The following is a 20,563-nucleotide window of genomic DNA, read 5'->3' on the forward strand; positions in this document are numbered from 1 at the left end:
CAATGGCTAAGAAACGGACCAAACAGAAAAAAACAATCGCCACAATCAACCATGAAGAGGCGACACGCACGAATATTCCGACTGCGGAGATGGAATCAGTGGTAGCGGATGAGGATAAGTCTCCGGTTCAGATTGCTTACGAACGTCGTAATCGTGATCTTGACCCGCAACTGGTCTGGAAAGGTAAAGACGAGCAGGATTGGTCGGACCTCGTGGTCAATGCACCGCCCCTTTATATTCAGGAGAAGGTGCATCCCAAGGTACTCATCGATGATCTACTCAAAAAGACGGAAAATCAGGAGAAAACAAAACCGGGAGCACAGCTTGATCTTTTTTCTGACTTCAACGGTCTACCCGATGAAAATGCCAAGACTGAGTTTTATCAACACGATTCCAACTGGTCAAACCGCATGATTCTGGGCGACAGCCTACAAGTGATGGCTTCTTTAGCAGAACGCGAGGGGCTGCGCGGTAAGGTGCAATGCATCTATCTCGATCCACCCTACGGCATCAAATTTAACAGCAATTTTCAATGGTCAACCACAAGTCGCGATGTCAAAGATGGCAATAGCAGCCATATCACCCGAGAGCCAGAACAAGTGAAGGCATTTCGTGATACTTGGCGAGATGGGATTCATTCTTATCTTACATATCTGCGAGATCGACTAATAGTTGCAAGAGATTTGCTGACAGAATCAGGTTCCATTTTCATTCAAATTGGTGACGAGAATGTCCATCGGGTACGAGTATTGATGGACGAAATATTTGGTGACGAAAACTTCATTTGCCTAATCACACTCCAGAAAACAGGTGGTCTAGTCTCGACTGGTATAGTACAGACTCTCGATTTCATACTTTGGTATGGAAAGAACAAAGATGAGTCCAAAATCCGACAATTGTTCCTTCCACGCATGGCGGGCGATACTGCCCTAGAACGCTACGATTCAGTAACAGATGTGGACGGGAGCATTAGACGATTAACGAAAGCAGAACGTATTTCAAACAAGGTCGAAGGGGGAGGTCGACGCTCACGTACAATAGCACTTGAGTCAGCTAATCCACGTTTTCCATTTGTGTACCAAGGGAAAGAGTACAACCAACGATGGAAAACTAATGAGGAAGGGTTGCAGAAACTCAGAAAGGCTGGTCGTCTTACGTCGACTGGAACACGCCTAAATTCCCTTCGCTTCGTAGATGATTTTTCCGTCATCCCTTTGACTGATCGATGGGAATCGATGCAGATAGGGACAGGGCTCATATATGTGGTTCAAACAGCTACAGCGGCTGCCCAAAACTGCATACTCATGGCGACTGATCCTGGCGACTTAGTTCTTGACCCCACTTGTGGTTCTGGTACTACCTCGTATGTTGCTGAACAATGGGGGCGGCGTTGGATTACAATTGACACTTCGCGTGTTGCTCTTGCTCTGGCTCGTGCACGCATCATGGGAGCACGTTACCCATACTATCTATTAACCGACAGTAAAGAGGGACAAATAAAAGAGGCGGAAGTGACTCGTACCGATCCTTCTGAAACTCCGACATTCGGAAACATTCGACAAGGTTTTGTTTACGAACGTGTGCCACACATTATGCTGAGTTCCATCTCCAATAATTCCGAGGTAGATGTGATCTGGGAGAAGTTTCAGGAGAAACTGGAACCACTTTGGGAAAAACTAAACAAGGCGGTCAGTCAGCAATGGCAAGAATGGGAGATTCCTCGCGAAACGGAGAAAGGCTGGTCGGAAGCAGCGAAGAAACTGCACGCCGACTGGTGGAAGCAACGCATTGCCCGGCAGAACGAGATTGATGCGTCCATCGCTGCCAAGGCAGATTTTGAATATCTGTACGACAAACCGTACGAAGACAAGAAAAAAGTGCGTGTGGCTGGCCCCTTTACGGTGGAGAGCATATCACCACACCGTGTTTTAGCTGTCGATGAAGATGATGAACTGATCGATCCCCAACAACAAGAGACCGCTGCATCCGGTGATGAAGGTGACTTCGTTCAGATAATTCTGGATAATCTTAAAACTGCTGGTGTGCAACAAGCACACAAAGAAGACAAAATTGAGTTCACTTCACTCACCCCCTGGCCTGGTCGGTTTGTTTGTGCAGAGGGTCAATATCTCGAAGGTGAAGAAGAGAGTGGAAATGAAAAGCGAGCCGCCATTTTCATCGGCCCTGAATTCGGTACTGTTAGTCGAGCCGATTTAGTCGCCGCAGCCCGTGAAGCGGGCGATGCCGGTTTTGACGTGCTGATCTCTTGTGCGTTCAACTACGACGCCCATTCCTCCGAGTTCGACAAACTAGGCAAGCTTACAGTTCTCAAAGCAAGAATGAACGCCGACCTTCACATGGCAGATGACTTAAAGAACACCGGCAAAGGCAATCTGTTCGTCATCTTCGGCGAACCAGACATTGACATTCTCGATACAGACGAGGGACAGATTCAAGTCAAAATCAACGGCGTTGATGTCTTCCACCCTAACACCGGTGAAGTCCGCAGCGACGGAGCAGAAGGCATCGCCTGCTGGTTCCTCGACACCGACTACAACGAAGAAAGCTTCTTCGTCCGACACGCCTATTTCCTCGGAGCCAACGACCCATACAAGAGCTTAAAAACAACCCTTAAAGCAGAAATCAATGTTGATGCCTGGGCCACTCTCAACAGCGACACATCCCGTCCGTTCAGCAAACCCAAAAGTGGACGTATTGCTGTGAAAGTGATCAATCACCTGGGTGATGAAGTAATGAAAGTATTCAGGGTGGAGTAAATGACGCAATTCTGGAAAGAAGGTCATTACCGGACGAACGCTCAGGGCAATGAGTTTTGGGTCAATGGGCATTATGTCAATCGTGACGATTGGAACCGATCATCTTATGATTACATGCCGCCTCCTCCGCAAGTGGATTCCTTTCTCATCCAGTATCCTGAATTCAAGACAGAAAGCCGGGTTTCTGTTTGCTTTGTAACCCCCAATGCACTCTGTCCTGTCTGTGGCGAGAGCGTCTATTACTATCAGAACAAGAATGGAAGCCGCGTTTTCTTTGATGAATTAGGGCATCCTTGGCCGAAACATCCATGCACAGATTCTTCAACCACCGCTGCCAGGACTTCAATTTCTCTTTCACAATCAAGCGGTATTTTTGATTTCCGCAGCAACAGGGACATCACTGCAATATCAAAGTGGCAAAAAAGACGTGGCAACGACATTGCGGCTAAATTTAAGGAAAAGTACGGGACTAATCCATGCCCCCTAGCGATCATCATAAAACGGATAAAGAATGGCAATCAAGTCTTTGTATTCCTGAAGATGTATCAAGAGGGTCGTGCGAGGAAAGTTTATTTGTCATGCAAGTCGCTCCCGAAGTGCTGTCAAACGGGCTTTCTCGTGGCGGTTCAAAAACAGAAAATCAGTTTTGTCAACACTGCGACGATGACTCCAGTGGAAGTCTCAATCAGACGATATAGAGGGGCGGCTGCATTTCTTGATGCAATGATCGAAAACTAGGTACAACAGATGATTAGTGGAATAAATTAATGCAATTCAGAATCGCACATACATTCACTGATAGTCTGACTAAACTGACTGGTGAAGAACAAAAATCTGTCAAGATGACTGCATTTGACCTTCAAATGGACCCGTCTGGGCCAGGACTGCAATTTCATAGAATTGATGGAGCTAAAGACAAACACTTCTGGTCGGTACGTGTTAACCGCGACATTAGGCTCATCATACACAAAACAGAAGCCAGTTTTTTATTATGTTATGTAGACCATCACGATGATGCATATGACTGGGCTGAGCGGCGTAAGCTTGAGATTCACCCTAAAACAGGTGCCGCACAGATGGTTGAAATTCGAGAAACCGTCAAAGAAATCACTGTTCCTAGATATGTTGAGAGTGTGGAACCGTCCAACTCACCGAAATTATTTGAAAGCCTGGACGAATCAGAATTACTTAAATATGGGATTCCAGTTGACTGGATTGATGATGTTCATAATGCAACCGAAGATTCATTATTTGAGTTAATCGAGCATCTACCAGAAGAAGCCGCAGAAGTATTACTTGAACTCGCCACAGGTGGTAAGCCGCAACTAGTCCAGACTACTTCTGGTGCAGTAAACCCATTTGATCACCCAGATGCACAACGACGTTTTCATGTAGTTACAAATCAAGAGGAACTTCGCTTAGCACTCAACTATCCTTGGGAAAAATGGTTAGTCTTCCTGCATCCTGAACAACGAAAACTTGTTCAAAAACAATACAATGGCCCAGTAAAGGTTTCAGGGTCAGCAGGAACAGGAAAAACCGTTGTTGCCCTACATAGGGCCGCCTACCTGGCTGAAAAGAACCCTCAAGCAAGATTACTTGTGACAACATTTAGCGAGGCACTTGCGGAAGCATTAAAAAACAAGCTCCGCTACCTCATCGGTAATTCACCTAAGCTTTTCGAAAGAGTTGAAGTCCATTCGATTGATCAAACAGGTTACCGGCTTTATTCAGCCAATATTGGCAATCCTGATCTGATCGATAAATCTGATCTTAGTAAGATGTTACAGGAAGCATCTGAATTCGAAGGCACACATCGCTTTAGTCAACAATTTATCTGGTCGGAATGGAATGATATTGTTGATGCATGGCAGCTTGATAGTTGGGAGATGTATCGAGATGTATCTCGTCTAGGACGTAAAACACGCTTAGGAGAAAAACAGCGGAGTCAGTTATGGACGATCTTTGAGAGAGTGAGAAATAAATTAACTGAGCAAAACCTTCTCACAAAAGCATCAATGTTTTCTGAAATAACAAAATATTTACAGCAGGAACACAAATGCCCTTATGATTATGCAATTGTGGACGAGTCTCAAGACTTTGGGATTCCTGAAATGAAATTCCTATCAGCGATGGGATCTTCCCACCCGGACAGTTTATTTTTTGCTGGAGATCTTGGCCAACGTATTTTTCAACTACCTTTTTCATGGATGTCACTGGGGATTGATATTCGTGGGCGTAGTCATACATTGCACATCAACTATCGCACATCACATCAAATACGAGGCCAGGCAGACCGATTATTGCCGGTAGAACTATCGGATGTTGATGGCAATACGGAAAATCGTAAAGGTACGGTTTCTGCATTTAGCGGGCCAAACCCCACGATTAGAATCTTTGATTCAGAAGATCTGGAAATCGATGGTGTTGTGCAATGGTTACGTGATCGTATCGCAGAGGGAGTCCAAGCTGAGGAGATTGGTCTCATTGTCCGCTCTGAAAATGAAATCAACAGAGCTTCTAAAGTGATTGAATCACTTGGGCTCAAAGCGGTAATCCTTGGAGATAGTATTGAGACTAATCCTGATTCTGTTTCAGTTTTGACAATGCATCTTGCCAAAGGCCTGGAATTTAGAGTAGTCGCTGTTATGGCCTGCGATGATGAGGTTGTTCCTCTGCAATCACGACTAGAATCGATCACAGACGAATCCGATCTCGAAGAAGTCTACAATACAGAAAGACATTTACTTTACGTAGCCTGCACACGTGCACGTGACCAACTCATGGTTTCGGGAGTCGATCCTGCCTCAGAGTTTTTGGATGATCTCAAAGAAGACAATTAAACACATTGGTTTCGTTTCCCTATCCATTATTCTTTTCCAAAGTACAACTTCGTGGATATCGATGTGGATACTCAATTACTCAAATATGGACTCAGGAATGACCAGCCCACTCACATTTCAGAAGTCCCCTCAGGATTGAAATGTAACTGCAAGTGCCCACATTGCGGATCTCCACTCGTTGCTAGAAAAGGTATGCAACGAGAGCACCATTTTGCTCATCATGGACCATCATCTTGCAAGCATGCGATTGAAACTGCCCTTCATCTGGTTGCAAAGCAAGCTCTTGAGAAAAGTTCAGTCATCAAACTTCCTGCTGTGCTTGTCACATTTAGTACCTATTATGCGGCGACAATCCAGATTGCTCCTGAGTCAATGTACCAAATTGATTCTATCAGGTTGGAAAAGCGAGTCGGCGATATCGTTCCTGATTTGATAGCAACCATTCAAAACAGAGAACTTTTCATTGAGATATTTGTGACTCATCAAGTCGATGAGAAGAAAAGAAACAAAATAACTAAACTTGGTATTTCAGCAATCGAAATCGATCTTAGTAATGCCCCCAGAGACCTGGATTTCGATTCAGTTTCTGAACTTGTAGTGAATGGTATCAAGAATAAAAGGTGGATTTATAATGTGAAGAAGGAGAAAGAATACAAGAAGATAATGTCTCAGACGATTCGAAAACATTCAATCACAAGAGGCCTGGCGTCACATGTAGACTTGTGCCCTAAGAGTATCCGTGTGTGGCAAGGCCAACCTTACGCCAATATAATAGATGATTGCCTATATTGTGAGCACTGCTTAAACATGGGATATAATATGAGCTACGTTGACTGCAATGGCCACCTTGAAAAACAAACAAATTCTGAATTGTGATTGTCTTTTCCCATCTAATTAACTGAGATTTGTCTTCAACATATCTACTTGACGGACAACTGCTGTATGTAGCGATTCCAAAATTAGTTTAGCATCCCAATAAACTAGACTGTCCCAATCGTAGATATCTTCTTTGATAAGAAGGTCGAGTATTTCACAGATTTCCAGCATGTCTTGTGAATTTTTACTGTCATCCCAATGTTCCAGTAACTGTTCAATCTCGGCTATACGGTCATAGTTCGGTCCATCTGTATCGGCGATAGCCTTGAATGGGATCAAAAGGACCCTTGCGTCATCACTAGTGCATATTAAATCTGCAATCCATAAACAAGGACTATATTCCGCTATGGTTCCAATTGCCCTCTCTTTAATCCGTCTGATTCGGTCTAGTAACGATGGTGACAGGGTCTTAATTTCCGAACCTATTAGATTGATATCAACCATTTCAATGATTTTCCTCTTAGAATATAATACTTTGATGAGATTGAACGACTTCATTTAGCCATCGATAGTTTTATGTCAGTAGTTTTTCCATAGGAGCTCAGTGCGGTTTTGGCTAGAATTTGAAAATTGAACATGGGTGGATTTTTCAACACAGTTCCAGTTGGTTAGTTGCTCGCGGTACAGTCGAGAATCATAGCTGCTGATCAGGACTTTTCCCTTACATTGTTTGAGCGCATTTAACAGGCATTCATGTTCTACGTCTGTCATGTCAAAGCCATATAATGGTTTGCTTTTCCCTGAGAGCGTAGAACGTGGATAGGGAGGATCACAGTACAACAAAGCATCAGAACTGTCATACTTTTGAATAAGTTCAATGGCCGGGAGTTGCTCAACCATGACACATCGAAACCTATCGGCTACTTTACTCAATCCATCGACTGCAGACAGGTACTTTGATACCGGCTCGGGCATTTCACGGCGTGTTCTTGTACTCGTTGCCCATGCATTTTTCGTGAGATTGCCACTCCCCATACCACCACGAGCCTGACGACAGCGAACAAAGAACCAGTGGGCTCTTTCAACAGGGTTTGTTGGCTCTTCAGACTCACACACATCCTTAAACTCTTCCCTGCTATAGGGAGTTAATTCACAAAGACGCTGAAACACTTCAAAAGTAGAAGAATCCCGAATCACTTGGAAGAAATTTGTGATACGACCGTCGAGGTCGTTAAAATATTCGACTTCACTTGGATGCTTTTTCAGAAGGACGTTAGCCATTCCACTAAAGGGCTCAATATATACCCTGTGATCGGGCATCTGTTCGATGATCCATTTCGCTAGGTAGTATTTCCCACCGATCCACGCAATTGGTGGTTTTGGCCCCTTAGGATCATGCCAAGTTTCCATAGTCTGATTCATTACTAATTCGCTGTAGTTTTTGGGGATGATAAAAATCATTTCAATGATTTCTGTTTTTCTACGATATGATTTACTTCGATCCATCTTTGGTGTCTCATTCCCAATTAGATCTTGATCAAATTTGTAACCTTAATGAGTTTTGTCATTTTCCAGATTTAGCCATTCATGATGCGGAACGTTTTTTCCGTGGACAAAAAGTAGGCCGGTAAAACAGAAACCACGTGTCAGGTACTTGAAGTGTTTCCGCTGCTTTGAAGACAGAGAACGTTCGCCAGGACCCAAACTCCAATTACTTGTCTTTCGCATCGGACTCCTTCCAAAAATAGATTTGGCTCTCTTGCACCATTCTGCCTGATATCTTCGAAGACGAGAAAAGAACTGTGGATTGAGTTTCTCACACGTAATCGTGACGATCGGATTCGAATAGAGATATGTTGGTCTCTCAGAATTCAGCATTCCCATTGTCCGATCGCAAACTTCCTGATTTAGATTATCAATATCTGGTTCGTGCTTTCTGATGTGAACAGGACTCATCCTTGATTTTCGAGTTGGAGGAATCCTGTCATCATCAATACTCATGATTCGTGTTTGATGTGCCATTTTGTCAATCTTTCTTCTTCAAGCAGGTAGATTTAGTTATCGGCTTTGAATTCTTCAGGAGAAGTTCCACGAATGTTGACCAAGAGATTCCTGATAGATAAGCTTGGGCTTTAGCGTGATTGAAGGTGCTTTCCGGGACAGAAACATGGACTATTCGACAGCCGGAGACTGCATGGCCCTCTTTTGTTCGATTAGATCCAGTTTGCTTCACCGTTGGTTGGGTTGTCATTTTGATTCTCCAATTAGACTGGGATGATTTATTTGATTACTATTTCCTATTCTTACCGATTTTCCAGCGAAAGAATGTACCGCCCTGGGCGAGAATCGCTCGCTGGACGGTCGCCTGACCGTAGGTTGTGCCATCGGCAAAGTGTGATTGATCCCATTTGTCCCGAAATAATTTGCTTTTGCGAAAGAGACGATCTATCTGACAGGGATTGGGACCACACCAAAACGCCAGGATACGACAGAGCCCAAGGTCGGCCTCACTATGATTATTCTGGTGGTGTGACAAGCATCCTAACATGAGGTCTCGAAACTTTGTTCCGTTCCTTGCAGAGACTGCCGACTTTATAATTTGTGAATCAGGAGTGGTTAGAAGATTCGTAGGCTGGTAATTTATCGCAGAAATCTGAGACCCAGCGACAGGAAAATGCTCTGCGTGGACTTTCAGGATCTGTTCTGTGCGGTCAACGGGCTCAGGTTGGTTTCCTATTTGATCCCCTGTGATAGTAAAAAATCGACCAGAACTATAAATCTCAATTCCAGGAGAGGATTTTCTTCTACCCAGGACTTTCTTTGAGGATCTCAGGATGCACTTGACTCCTGTACCCGAAGGCGAGACCTCTGTGTAGGAATCAAGCTCGTCAACGAGCAACTGAGCCCACGGAGTCATGCCACCGGAATTCATGTCGAAACAATTATCCAGATCAATCCCGACGAATGGATCATCGTGCGTAAACACAAATCCAATTCCGTCCAAGTTGGAATCGCTTTCTTCGAAACAGGTAATTGCAGAGCCAAGATCTGACCAGGAAGACGGCGAAGTTACCTTGGCAGGTTTCCCAGTATTGGGGGAGATTGGCACCTTGCACCAACGGTGCTGGTTCCCGCTACTTGGTCTGGCGTATCGCCAGCAGACCCATTGGTCATGTTCCGCTAAGCGATTAGGAATAGCGGAGAGGTTTGTTTGTATGACAGGTCTCATTGAGTATTTACTCCTAAAAATTGATCTGATGTTTTAGAATGTACCGGCAGGTTGTAGATTTATCTTGTCGAGACAGATTGAACATTGCACCAAAGTCATCTTTCTTTCCGTTTCAGTTTTCATGGTTCGCATAAAACTTATGTGGTACAACACCTGTGATTTAATATGTGTTTTATAACTGTGACTTATTCCTGTGAGTTAATTATGTTTTCATGGTTCTAGTTCTTCTGGTTCTATCTCTAATTCTTTTATTTAAACTATTTCATTCATAGATTTGGAAAAGTGAAACTTTTCCGCACAGTGACTAAGCACCGGCACCGCACTCCTGAAAGATGATGCTAAGCATGCGGTTGATTCATTAGCTTTCAATACTACGTCCCAATCGAATCATTCACTTGCTTGTGCTAAACGCATAAAATAAGCCCTATGCACAATTCAGCGCACAGGGCTTGAGAATTTTTGTCACTTCAACTTAATGACTTTAGAGCTAGATTATCCTTTCGTTTTCATCATTTGAATAACTGTGTTTATTCAATTCTATATTCATGCCAAAAGCCCATGCTCATCCATATCATCATGTCCAGGGATGGGCGGCGTTTGAGGAGGATAAGGTTTGCTTTGATTCGAACTCCCATCTTTTCCTGACATATCGCCATCTTCTGGTGGATCAGGAGTTATCAAGTTTTGGCGATCTTCCTCTGTTAAATGTGGGTTTAGCAATTGATCCGCCTGATAATTTGCAAGACGTTCTCGAAACTTTTGGATTCTTCCATTACGTTGTTTCTCGCGTTCTTGTTGTCGTTGAACCGCTGACATCTCGTTATAGTACTCAACGTCAAAAGTTCCCCATGCCAGGTGAGGCTCGAACAACCGAAATGCATGTATTCGCCAGACACCCATCGTGACAGACCCCACGCGGACTGTGCATGTATTCCGATCCTTATCCTTCGTAGCAATCCAATTCTCTGCAGCAAGATTCTTCCCGAAGGATTTTTTGTTTGGTAGAATCGATGTACCAGACCTATTTGCTATGCTGTTAGCTGCTGCTAGGGCTGCTTCGGGAATTAAATCAATACATTCATTTTTCAAAGTTCCAATTCTAGATCCATGTGGACGATAAACGGTTTTCGTGACCCATTCAGTTTCAACACCTGCCCCATCATCACTCTCAATTTCTTGTTCAACTTGTGTTTCCTGAATAGTATATCCCAACAGTTGCAGTGGTATGGCCTCGTCCTGGTCTACATAATATTCAATGTCTTCTACTTCAATATGGCAATTAAGTGATGACATAGATGACTTTAGTAAATGACTGAAGGCTTCCGTTGGACAGTCTTCTAGAGATTCCAGGTATGCTCGATCCAACATCGCATCGACTGCCTCACGCATTGCAGTTGCATGTTCATTAAACTCTTCGTTTGAGATTACCTCAAGATCATAGGCAAACGTGAGAAACGCTCCCATTCCAGACAGGATGTCATTTGCGGCGTCCGGTAAACGACGATGTAACTTATCGTTCATTTTTAGACCATGCCCTGGATCATTGAGATACTCTTGTAACATGTCATTATCTTTTGCCGACCAGGCAAGAAACGCGGCCATTGATTTTGTGAAGGTTCCATCCGCTGCTAGCTGCTGAATATCAGAGAATCTATTTGGACGAGACCCTTGGATCGCCTCTTCAAAACAAGATTGATCAATTTGTACGTTAACAGTTCTCCGCTTTAGTGATTCGAGACCCGATGGGAACTGTTCTCCAGTAACAATAATCAATCCCAACGGACGATCATTTGGCCTGAGTGACCCATCCTGAGCAGCACGCTCTTTACCATTAGCATTCACAATTGAGCGGATAACATTATCGGCTTTTTGGACCATAGGCGAGCTTTGGCGTGAGCCAGGTGGCTCTATAAAGTCATCGACCACAACTGGCACATTTCCACTTGCCGAGAAACGGGCACGAAGCGCGTTTTCTGTGGACTTGAAACTTGCTAGATCAGATTCTTGTGGATCCTTGACAAAGAATGACAGAAGCAACATCGCAAAGGCTGTTTTAAGAGAACCAGTCTCGCCGTATAGGAACAGTGCAAAACGTGGATTTCGAAGAGCTGCAAAAAATACAGCAGCTACCGTAATATAAGTTACATTTGCATCTCCTAGTTTGAGTAGAGAGAGGGTATTTTTAACAGCCTTCTGAATTTCTTTTTTGGATTTTGGCTCATCAAATTTATACTTGGAGAATTGTTCCGGTAGTTCAACATAAATTTCTTCAATAGAGATGTCTCTATCGACCAAAATCGGAACATCGGAACATGCCTCATCAATGTCAGTCAGGGCAAAGATTTGCGAAGTTCCGATATTGCTATCACATGTGACTCCAGAAACATCCATTTCGGAACAAATTATCCCCCCTGCATGAGCAAATATTGGTTTTCCTTTCCAGCGAAACCACCCCAACTGTGTCAACACTGCGACGTGTTTCGCTTTTTTAATGTCGAGCATTAACATTTCACGGAGTTTATGAAAAGCACGATGAATGGAAGCTAGAGAGAATCCAGGTGGGGCAATATTCAGAAACGATTTTTCGTCGTTGAGATCCGTATGACTAACGCGCACCACTACTGGTCCCCTACCAGTACGAAATCTAAGTTCATATAAGACATCCACCCCACGATTATTGATTTTGAAGAAAATTTTCGAAATACTAATAGCATGGCTGGCAAGAGGCCTGTATACAGGCTTGCCATTTTTCACGGCGACCTCTTCAAAAGTTCCTTCTTCAGTACGATGGAATTCACGAAGATCATATACGAATTGTTTTTGATCTGTATTTTCATTCTCACTATTTTTTTTATTATGCGACATGATATAACTCCATTTTAGTATTGTTTTTAGAAACGCTACTTCTGACATAATTCCAGAAGTAGCATAGATTTCTGATCAATTAACTCAGTGATTTACAGACATGCGATTCAATGAAGATTTAAGTTCATCTGATGTATAAGTCACTGTCCGCCCAACAAGAGTGTGGGGTAACTTAAGCCGAAGCCTTGCATCGCGAAGCACGTGTGGCTTGACGCCGATACAAATCGCTGCCGATTTCTCTTCCAGTGCAACTTGACCAAGTGGCCAACCAGGAAATCCATCGACGGACCTCAAAACATCTTCAATCAAAGGACGAAGTGTTTCGACAGGAATTGAGAGTAGGTAAGCCGTTTCCGTGGAAACGCTTGGTGAGGTGTCTAAGTTAGTCATACTGTAACCTTTTTCACAAAGGATGATCAGCAGACATTACTGGAATGAAGCGATTCAACAGTAGAAAGCGCATACCGCAAGACTGCCGATCAAAACGATCGAAAATCTCGCGGAGTACTGTCGGGGTCCAGGACAAGCGGCGAGGATGAGCGTCACTATGCTCTCAAATATCAATAACCAATTAAATAATTACTACAACCAATTAAATAATTGCTATTTCCTTTAAATAGACTCTGATTTTGCGCACCAATCAGAGAGATATCGAAATCTCGGCAATCATTACCGGCTTACTAGTCTAGTGGATAAAAATTAGTCGGTCAAGGTAAAGAAATACTATTAATATCAAACTTTTCTAGTAAGAATGAAACAGATAATCTGACTCGATCGAATCAGGTCTTACACTATTGAATCAGTAGAATTGCATCGGGTCGTACTTCGGATTAAATCGTGTCCTGAATACATATCAAAACTTATAGTTCACTAAATCACGCATTTCTAGAGTTTACTGAAACTTCGACACCTGCTTGATTACCTTTTCTAGCTTACACTTTCAAATGAATTTATGACTATCGTTTTTTAACAAAGAGCTCACAAAGTTTGATAAATTCACATAGGCAAAGCATTGGTATAATCATCTAATCTACTATTACTGGTGAAAATAATGCAACGACTGCCGTACTGTGGGAGCATTCAATTGCGCACGACCAAGAGATCAAGTGAATAGCTGGGAATCTAGTCCCGATCACTTTAAGCTGCTTTTTGCTCAAATGATTTTACTAGACCACCGACATGTGATACCACTTGGATTTCATCTCGCGATAATACAACCACTTCGTCTGGAAGCTCTCGTATCGGTGGAAGATGGTCTCTTGCTGTATGCGAGCGACAGGTGTTGTAGTACGAAGTGAACCCAGAGACCAGATGATCGAGATGCTGCTTGCCAAAAATGATAAACTTCGCCAGGCATTCTAACTTGATCGTCTCAATAAATCTCTCACATCGACCGTTCAGATTAGGTGAAGCTTTCGGAAGTGGATTTGTTTGTATGCCGGATTGCTGCAAAGTCTTGGTGAATTCCTTTGTGTATTTCCCATCTCGATCGTGAATGATCATTGTTGGTTTTGCATCTCGTCCCCTGCTCTGTTCAATGAATTTCTGAGTCTGTTCACAAACCCAGGTTGAGTTAGGATGTTCAGTTGATTCGGTGACGATCGCTTCCCGTGTTTGTAGGCAGAGAAACACCATGACATAAAGATCACGGATGCCTTTTGTTGTCACTGATTTCACGGAAAAGAAGTCACAACCCCAAAGTGTTTCACCGTGTCTTTTCAGGAAATCAGACCATGAATCAGAGGTGCGATCAGGACCAGGTTTAATGCCCTCTTCTTTCAAAATGTTTCGCACTGTCTGTCGGCTGATTTTCTTGATTCCGAGTTTTCTTAACTCGCCTATGATTCGGGTATAACCAAAACCAGTTTTCAGTGCGATCTCAATTACTAACTCTCGGAGTTCTCTTGGTTTTCGACGACCACCTTTAGAGTTTTTCGTTTTAGTCCTTCCGGATTTCTCTTCTCTGATCCAACGCTTAAATGTAGCCGGACTGACGATTGAAACGAGTTCTTCGATCGCTCGGCCGATAACTTTGCCATATCGCAACAAAGTTCGTCGTTCATCTGCAGTGGTGTGGACTTGTTTGGGAAGACGTGAACGTAGAATCCGATTCTCATGCTTCAAGAATTCAACATATTTGGCGAGTTCACGATCAGTTGATGAGGCGATTAAAGCAAGCAGTGGGTGGAAAATCTTGGACATCTTGGTATAACGTATTTTCTGCTATTTTTAGGGAGGTAACACATTAAATGTACCCCGCTGAAACGTAGAATTTAACAGATAAAAACCACTAATACCTCATTACTCAAATACCTGAGTACATGATTGAGGATAATACTCCGGTCCTCCAAACCGGTGGTCTATCTCTATGGGTACACATCCTAAAACTGTACCCAGTTTTGCCGATTTTTGCTCTTTTGTCGACTCAGGTCGCTCTTTCAAGTCCCATGATTTCTAGAATCAGCAGGCTATCCGAAAGCCATCCGAAATGCGTATTAGCTCTTCGGAACCGGGGGCTACGGAGCGGTACCTTCAATCTGAGGCAGCCTCAATTAAACTCAGATCAATTCGGCGATTGGTGTCCCATGCGGTAGAATGGGAATCGGTCGTCCCTGGTGGTCAACCAGAGACTGGGTAAAATCAATGCCCAGGTGCTGGTAGATAGTAGCCAGCATATCCTGTGGCGTGTAGGGTGAGTGTGTGGGGTACTCTGCTTTAGAGTTGGTGGCACCGACGACCTGTCCCATTTTTAGATTACCACCAGAGAAGAGTGCAGTGTAAGCCTGGGGCCAATGGTTTCGACCGGTTCCCGAGTTATTGGATGAGAGTCGGGGCGTGCGACCAAATTCGCCGACTGCCACCACCATGATTTTTTTCTCCAGACTTCGTTCATGAATGTCTTCGATAAGTGTCGCCAGTGCCTGATCCATATAGGGCAGACGGACTTTCATATACTTCGCGAAATGTCCGGGGCGCCCGGCGTTTAAAACATGATCATCCCAGTTCGTAAATTCCTGACCGGTCTTGGGAGTATTGAAGAACAGGGAGACAACGCCACAACCGGCTTCCGCGAGTCGGCGGGCCAGCAGGCAGCCCTGTCCCCACATGTTACGACCATAGCGGTCACGCAGACTGTCCGGTTCTCGATCAATTTCAAATGAGCTGGCTGCATCAGGGCTGGTCAGCATTTGAAAAGCCAGATCACGGAATTTATCGTTGCCTGCCAGGTCACCGTTGAGATCCAGGTCGTTCCGCAGACGGTCGAACTGTCTTAATAACTGGCGACGTTCGACCAGATGCTGGCCATCCAGACCGGCCTGTAGTTTCAGGGAAGGCGGGCGATAACTTGCAGACGAGGGTTCGGTGGCTTCAAAGGGACCGTGCTGCATGCCGAGGTAAGTTGGTTGTACCATATAAAACTTTGAAGGGATCGAGACATAGGGGGGCGTCCCCTTGTCCGACAAACCTCGCACAGCGCTGGTGACGGATCCAAAATCAGGATGTTCGCTTTTTGATCCAGACGAAGGATCCAGTTTGGAGGGACGCTTGCCTGTCAGTACAATGATGCCACCGTCGCTGTGGATTCCCACATCATGGTGTAAGGATCGAACCAGAGAGAATTTATCGGCGATTTTAGCCTGCCGGGAAAAGAGCTCGCAGATATCCATACCCGGCACATTGGTCGAAATCGGATTAAAGAGAGAACGATAGTCCGAGGGAGCTTCCGGTTTCAGGTCGTAAGTCTCCAGCTGCGAAGGTCCACCATGTAAAAACAAGAGGATCACGGATGTGTCCTGCCGCAGCTGACCTGCTTCAGTACGTAATGCCAGCAGTTGTGAGAGCGATAACCCGCCCAGGCATAAGGAACCAATTCGCATGAATTCCCGACGATTCACCGGTCCGCTACATGGTTTGACCGCCATATCTTTTTATCCCGTTCCGGAAACTTTCGAGGCGTCTCAGCTTGAGCTGATAGAGTCAATCGATGATTCTAGTTGAACACAGACATTTCCCAGGTAGCTGGAGCCTGGAACCAAGCCAGTTTTTTAATATCCTGTATTCTAGCAATGCCACTCTCGACAAAGCAATTGCAGCATGAATTTCGCTCGTTTTATAATCATGATCCCCCTTTTCCGTCTGATGCGAGAGAACCCGGGTTCCGGCCATGCCATGTGTAGATTCATTACATGGGCATCGCGCAGTTTGTCCCTGTCTCTGGGTAGACCAGAAGAGATCATGGAAACGTGAAGGGCTTGAGAGTACCATAGACGAATGTCGCCGCTGGTGTGCCCGGATCTGTTTCTACCTGGGGAATGCAGGATATCTTCCCGCCCCACCTGACATGGCATCATTCGATAAATTAGAAAGACTGCAATCATGAGACATTTTCTGATTCTCACCGCCATCCTGCTGTTAATGGTGCACGCTCCCCTGCACGCGGGTTCGAAGGATACCCCTGTCGCCACCGGAGAACTGTTAAAAGACTTTGTTCATCCGCAAGTCAATTTCAGCCCGGGGACAGAATCAAACTCGGAGGCGCGAAAATATCAGGGCATCCCGTCAATTGAACGCGCACCGGACGGTCGCCTGTGGGCAGGCTGGTATGCCGGACCGATTAATGAAGACCGCTTCAACTACGTGATGGCCGCCACCAGCGGCGACGATGGCAAGACGTGGAGCGATCTGAAATTCGTAATCAACCCCGATGGCGATGGACCACGCCGCGCTTCGGATCCCTGCTTCTGGCTTGATCCTTCCGGCAAACTGTGGTTGTTCTGGTGGATGAACGGCGGAGGCCTGAACGTGACGATGTCGATCACCACTGAGAATCCTGATGCGGAAAAACCCACCTGGACCGAACCACGGGCGTTGTTCCCCGGCGTAATGATCAATAAACCGATCGTCACCAGGGACGGTGAATGGCTCATGCCAGCCGCGATCTGGAAGCAGGACAAAAGTTGTCGTGTCATGGTTTCCCCCGATCAAGGTCGTACCTGGGCTCTGCGCGGTGCTGCCAACGTTCCGCCCGACCGTCGCAATTGCGATGAACCGATGCTCGTCGAACGACAGGACGGCTCTCTCTGGCTGCTGGTCCGCACCACCGGCTACGGAATCGGCGATTCCGTCTCCACCGACGGCGGGCGTACGTGGACCGAAGTGAAAGATCATCTCCAGCAAACCACTTCCCGCTTCTATCTCCGGCGACTGGCGTCCGGAAATCTGTTGTTGATCAAGCATAACGGAATCGACGAACGCGGACGTGGACGTAATCATCTGACCGCCTACCTGTCCGCTGATGACGGTAAATCGTGGAAAGGAGGGCTGCTGCTGGATGCACGTGATACGGTTTCCTACCCGGACGCCACCCAGGCTCCCGATGGAACCATTTACGTGATTTACGACTGGAACCGTGCGGACGAGAAACACATTCTGATGACGACGTTCACTGAAGCTGATGTTCTGTCTGGCAAATATGGAAGTTCCGTAGCGCGTCAGCGTGTACTCATCAACCATGCAACCGGCATCAACCCGAAGCCCTGGCGGAAGAAGCAGCGTGTCACTTCACTGAATCAGCATGAAAAAGCGGCAGCGCAGCTAAAGGGCCCCGGTACAGAACTGAAACCCGTAAACGGAGAAATACGCGACGTGAAACTCGGTGAGGCGATCTTCAGCAACCGCAGTTATACCTTCCACGATCAGTTGCCACAGTTCCTGCACGGCGGGCACTTTGTATTCAGTACGATGGAGAATACCGAAGTCGTCTGTAACACACCGGGTGTGGTCTATACCGTGACGCCGCTGCCGGAACGCAACAAAGACAGCGTCACGAAAGAATTACAGGAACAGGGATTCGAACTGGCTGCCGTTCCCGAATTCGTACTGTTTCTGATGCCAGGCGGACGCGAGATCCCCGGCAATGTCTGTTCGGTCTATCAACGTCGCGTCGCAGCAGGCGACCGAATCAAGGTCGGCAAATGGGGCGTTCTGTTCACAACACCACGATAATCTCGCACAATGCGTTCCAAGTGAACGCAAACGTATTCCTATTTGTGATGCTTTTTCAACCCAGCAACATACCAACAGGAAACTCGTTATGAATGACAACATTGCCACGTTCATCAGGTTCGCGCTGGTAGTCGGTCTCATCACAACTTCAGAGACATGGCTCATTGCTGCGGAACCGACAACCATTGTTGCCTTCGGTGACTCCACTTCACCTGCTCAAAAACAGATTCCACTGACGCACTCAGAGCAGTGGCAGAATTTCAAACAATCAGAACGAATCACGGACCTGACGCGCTGCGTCCCGGAAGACGCGTTTTCGGAGGGTCGTCATCATGATAAGTGGAAAGTGTTTGAATATGAAACGGCAGAGTTCTCGGGAAAATGCGTCTCCGTCGGACGTGAGTCATCCGCGCCGGACCTGACCTTAAAGCTCGGCAAGCAGGGCTGGCACGCCGTCTATATCGGTCTGAGTTCGATTACCGATCTCGTACGCCCCGCGAAGAATAATGTGGAAGTGAAGTTCACGAGCGACTCTGCTTACACCCGACTGAGCAACCGGCTCAATCTGGGTCCACAACGTCGTGATATGCTGGAAGAAGTATTTCTGGGCGCCGCTGACCTGACCGACAACGACTTACAGTTCTCCACCGTATACCAGATGCCTGCGCGGATTCATTATGTCAAAACCGTTCCACTGACGGATGAGGAAGTCGCCAGGTTACTTGCCGATCGTGCTCAAAAGACGACAAAATCAGCAGTGGCAACCTTCGACGGTTATACATGGATTCATCCGTTCCGTCCTCAAAATCGCGCCGATCTGGCAGCAACGTTTTCCGCGTATCGCGACAGTGATTTCAAGACCTGGTGGTTTCAGGTCGGCGGCGCTGATCTGGTCCATCACCCGAGCCAGGTGGGTAACCTGATGGGGGGGCACCTTGATACATTCCCGAGGGAAGTCGATCGCGAGTATGTCGAATCGGTTCGCCATCTGCATCAGCAGGGGATCGACCCTCTGAAAGTGGCCGTTGAGGAAGCACACCGTCAAGAGGCGGAAATCCTGGTCTGCCTGCGTGCCGCCGGTTGGAAAGCAGCGCCGCCGTGGGAGGAATTCTTCATGAGTGATTTTTACGAAGCACACCCCGAATGGCGCTGCATCGATTATGACGGAACGCCGACGATGCATCTCAGCTACGCCGCCGAGGAGGTCCAGGATCATCTGATCGAAGTCTACCGCGAAGCACTGCAGCGGGGCGCAGACGGCGCAGGCTTTCTCTTTCATCGAGGCATGCCCATGATTCTGTGGGAAGAACCGTTCTGTCAGCGGTTCATCAAAGAACACGGTGATAATCCTCGCGATCTGGCCGAAGACGATCCACGCGTGCTCCAGTTGCGAGCGAAGATCGTCACGCAGTTCGTTCGCAAAATACGGACAATGCTGGATGAAACTTCGTCTCAGCGCGGAAACGCCAAACGCCGTCTCAAACTTGCCGTTTCCACATTTTCTTCCCGCGCCGATAATCAGAAGTTCGGGCTGGATGTGGAACGCTGGATTGAAGAGAAACTGATTGATCAGATCGGCATTGCCTGGTTCGCTTACTATACCAGTGGTCTGAAATCGAAGTCGGGAGACACAGCTTACTACGCACGCATCACGGAGGGGACAAATGTGAAAATCTTTCCCTTCTATGTTGGCTGGAAAATGGAAAGTGCGGACAGTCTGCTTAAGTCTGTCGCGAGGGACTATGACCATGGAGCCGATGGGATCGCAGTCTGGGATCCGAATCAGTTTGTCACCTGGCAAAAAGGCCACAATCCTTATTGGCCCCTTGTTTCAAAGCTCGGTCATCGCCAGCAAATCCGCGCTGGTTCGTTAATCTTCAAACCCACTGCCATCCCACTCACGAGACTCGGCGAAAATCACTATAGCCGCTGGTATCCGAATACCGGATTTTAAAAACCTGCCCTGCCTCGGCGAATGACATCAGTCACGCGACTGAGTGTTCTGTTGTTTTTTTGGCTGCACTGCA

The 20,563-nt window shown here is 46.1% G+C and carries 12 protein-coding genes; 6 read left to right on the plus strand and 6 right to left on the minus strand.

What is annotated here, in order from left to right; all coding sequences use genetic code 11:
• Window positions 1-2: 2 nt before the first annotated feature.
• From Pan161_RS08735 to Pan161_RS08750, 4 genes are all read left to right on the plus strand, one after another.
• A complete protein-coding gene (locus tag Pan161_RS08735) occupies window positions 3-2,777 on the plus strand; it encodes a site-specific DNA-methyltransferase (RefSeq protein WP_145225920.1) in 2,775 nt (924 codons plus the stop codon).
• Window positions 2,778-3,515, plus strand: coding sequence for a hypothetical protein (locus Pan161_RS08740; protein WP_145225922.1), 738 nt, complete (start codon window positions 2,778-2,780; stop codon window positions 3,513-3,515).
• Window positions 3,516-3,544: 29 nt separating this feature from the next.
• The gene (locus tag Pan161_RS08745; protein ID WP_145225924.1) at window positions 3,545-5,620 is read left to right on the plus strand and encodes a 3'-5' exonuclease; all 2,076 of its coding nucleotides are present in this window, start codon (window positions 3,545-3,547) and stop codon (window positions 5,618-5,620) included.
• 192 nt (window positions 5,621-5,812) lie between these two features.
• Window positions 5,813-6,496, plus strand: coding sequence for a hypothetical protein (locus Pan161_RS08750; protein WP_197995780.1), 684 nt, complete (start codon window positions 5,813-5,815; stop codon window positions 6,494-6,496).
• Window positions 6,497-6,514: 18 nt separating this feature from the next.
• Here the strand turns inward: Pan161_RS08750 and Pan161_RS08755 are convergent, their stop codons facing one another.
• From Pan161_RS08755 to Pan161_RS08780, 6 genes are all read right to left on the minus strand, one after another.
• Window positions 6,515-6,940, minus strand: coding sequence for a hypothetical protein (locus Pan161_RS08755; RefSeq protein ID WP_145225926.1), 426 nt, complete (start codon window positions 6,938-6,940; stop codon window positions 6,515-6,517).
• Window positions 6,941-7,015: 75 nt separating this feature from the next.
• Window positions 7,016-7,942 carry a DNA adenine methylase gene (locus tag Pan161_RS08760; protein WP_145225927.1) on the minus strand — a complete coding sequence of 309 codons (927 nt, stop codon included), beginning with the start codon at window positions 7,940-7,942 and terminating at the stop codon, window positions 7,016-7,018.
• Window positions 7,943-8,726: 784 nt separating this feature from the next.
• Window positions 8,727-9,665: a phage NrS-1 polymerase family protein gene (locus Pan161_RS31360; protein WP_390620733.1), complete on the minus strand. Its 939-nt coding sequence runs from the start codon at window positions 9,663-9,665 to the stop codon at window positions 8,727-8,729.
• 543 nt (window positions 9,666-10,208) lie between these two features.
• Window positions 10,209-12,530, minus strand: a complete 2,322-nt coding sequence (locus Pan161_RS08765) for a DUF927 domain-containing protein (protein ID WP_197995781.1) — start codon at window positions 12,528-12,530, stop codon at window positions 10,209-10,211.
• A 1,137-nt stretch (window positions 12,531-13,667) separates the two neighbouring features.
• Window positions 13,668-14,732: a DDE-type integrase/transposase/recombinase gene (locus Pan161_RS08775; protein ID WP_145225933.1), complete on the minus strand. Its 1,065-nt coding sequence runs from the start codon at window positions 14,730-14,732 to the stop codon at window positions 13,668-13,670.
• A gap of 356 nt (window positions 14,733-15,088) precedes the next feature.
• Window positions 15,089-16,453 (minus strand): DUF1501 domain-containing protein, encoded by a 1,365-nt coding sequence (locus tag Pan161_RS08780; RefSeq protein ID WP_145225935.1) that lies wholly within the window; start codon window positions 16,451-16,453, stop codon window positions 15,089-15,091.
• Between the two features lie 454 nt (window positions 16,454-16,907).
• Here Pan161_RS08780 and Pan161_RS08785 point away from each other — a divergent pair, with 454 nt between their 5' ends.
• Both Pan161_RS08785 and Pan161_RS08790 read left to right on the plus strand, forming a co-directional pair.
• Window positions 16,908-18,536 carry a sialidase family protein gene (locus Pan161_RS08785; RefSeq protein ID WP_145225937.1) on the plus strand — a complete coding sequence of 543 codons (1,629 nt, stop codon included), beginning with the start codon at window positions 16,908-16,910 and terminating at the stop codon, window positions 18,534-18,536.
• Between the two features lie 88 nt (window positions 18,537-18,624).
• The gene (locus Pan161_RS08790) at window positions 18,625-20,490 is read left to right on the plus strand and encodes a family 10 glycosylhydrolase (RefSeq protein ID WP_197995782.1); all 1,866 of its coding nucleotides are present in this window, start codon (window positions 18,625-18,627) and stop codon (window positions 20,488-20,490) included.
• The last annotated feature ends 73 nt before the right edge of the window (window positions 20,491-20,563 follow it).

It is taken from the genome of Gimesia algae (genome assembly GCF_007746795.1).
In the GTDB taxonomy this organism is placed as follows: Bacteria; Planctomycetota; Planctomycetia; order Planctomycetales; family Planctomycetaceae; genus Gimesia; species Gimesia algae.

What these genes read in the sequence shown, in the direction of transcription:
- Pan161_RS08735 (WP_145225920.1), top strand. Translation starts at nt 3, where the DNA reads ATGGCTAAGAAACGGACCAAACAGAAAAAAACAATCGCCACAATCAAC.
- Pan161_RS08740 (WP_145225922.1), top strand. Translation starts at nt 2,778, where the DNA reads ATGACGCAATTCTGGAAAGAAGGTCATTACCGGACGAACGCTCAGGGC.
- Pan161_RS08745 (WP_145225924.1), top strand. Translation starts at nt 3,545, where the DNA reads ATGCAATTCAGAATCGCACATACATTCACTGATAGTCTGACTAAACTG.
- Pan161_RS08750 (WP_197995780.1), top strand. Translation starts at nt 5,813, where the DNA reads ATGCAACGAGAGCACCATTTTGCTCATCATGGACCATCATCTTGCAAG.
- Pan161_RS08755 (WP_145225926.1), bottom strand. Translation starts at nt 6,940, where the DNA reads ATGGTTGATATCAATCTAATAGGTTCGGAAATTAAGACCCTGTCACCA.
- Pan161_RS08760 (WP_145225927.1), bottom strand. Translation starts at nt 7,942, where the DNA reads ATGGATCGAAGTAAATCATATCGTAGAAAAACAGAAATCATTGAAATG.
- Pan161_RS31360 (WP_390620733.1), bottom strand. Translation starts at nt 9,665, where the DNA reads ATGAGACCTGTCATACAAACAAACCTCTCCGCTATTCCTAATCGCTTA.
- Pan161_RS08765 (WP_197995781.1), bottom strand. Translation starts at nt 12,530, where the DNA reads ATGTCGCATAATAAAAAAAATAGTGAGAATGAAAATACAGATCAAAAA.
- Pan161_RS08775 (WP_145225933.1), bottom strand. Translation starts at nt 14,732, where the DNA reads ATGTCCAAGATTTTCCACCCACTGCTTGCTTTAATCGCCTCATCAACT.
- Pan161_RS08780 (WP_145225935.1), bottom strand. Translation starts at nt 16,453, where the DNA reads ATGGCGGTCAAACCATGTAGCGGACCGGTGAATCGTCGGGAATTCATG.
- Pan161_RS08785 (WP_145225937.1), top strand. Translation starts at nt 16,908, where the DNA reads ATGAGACATTTTCTGATTCTCACCGCCATCCTGCTGTTAATGGTGCAC.
- Pan161_RS08790 (WP_197995782.1), top strand. Translation starts at nt 18,625, where the DNA reads ATGAATGACAACATTGCCACGTTCATCAGGTTCGCGCTGGTAGTCGGT.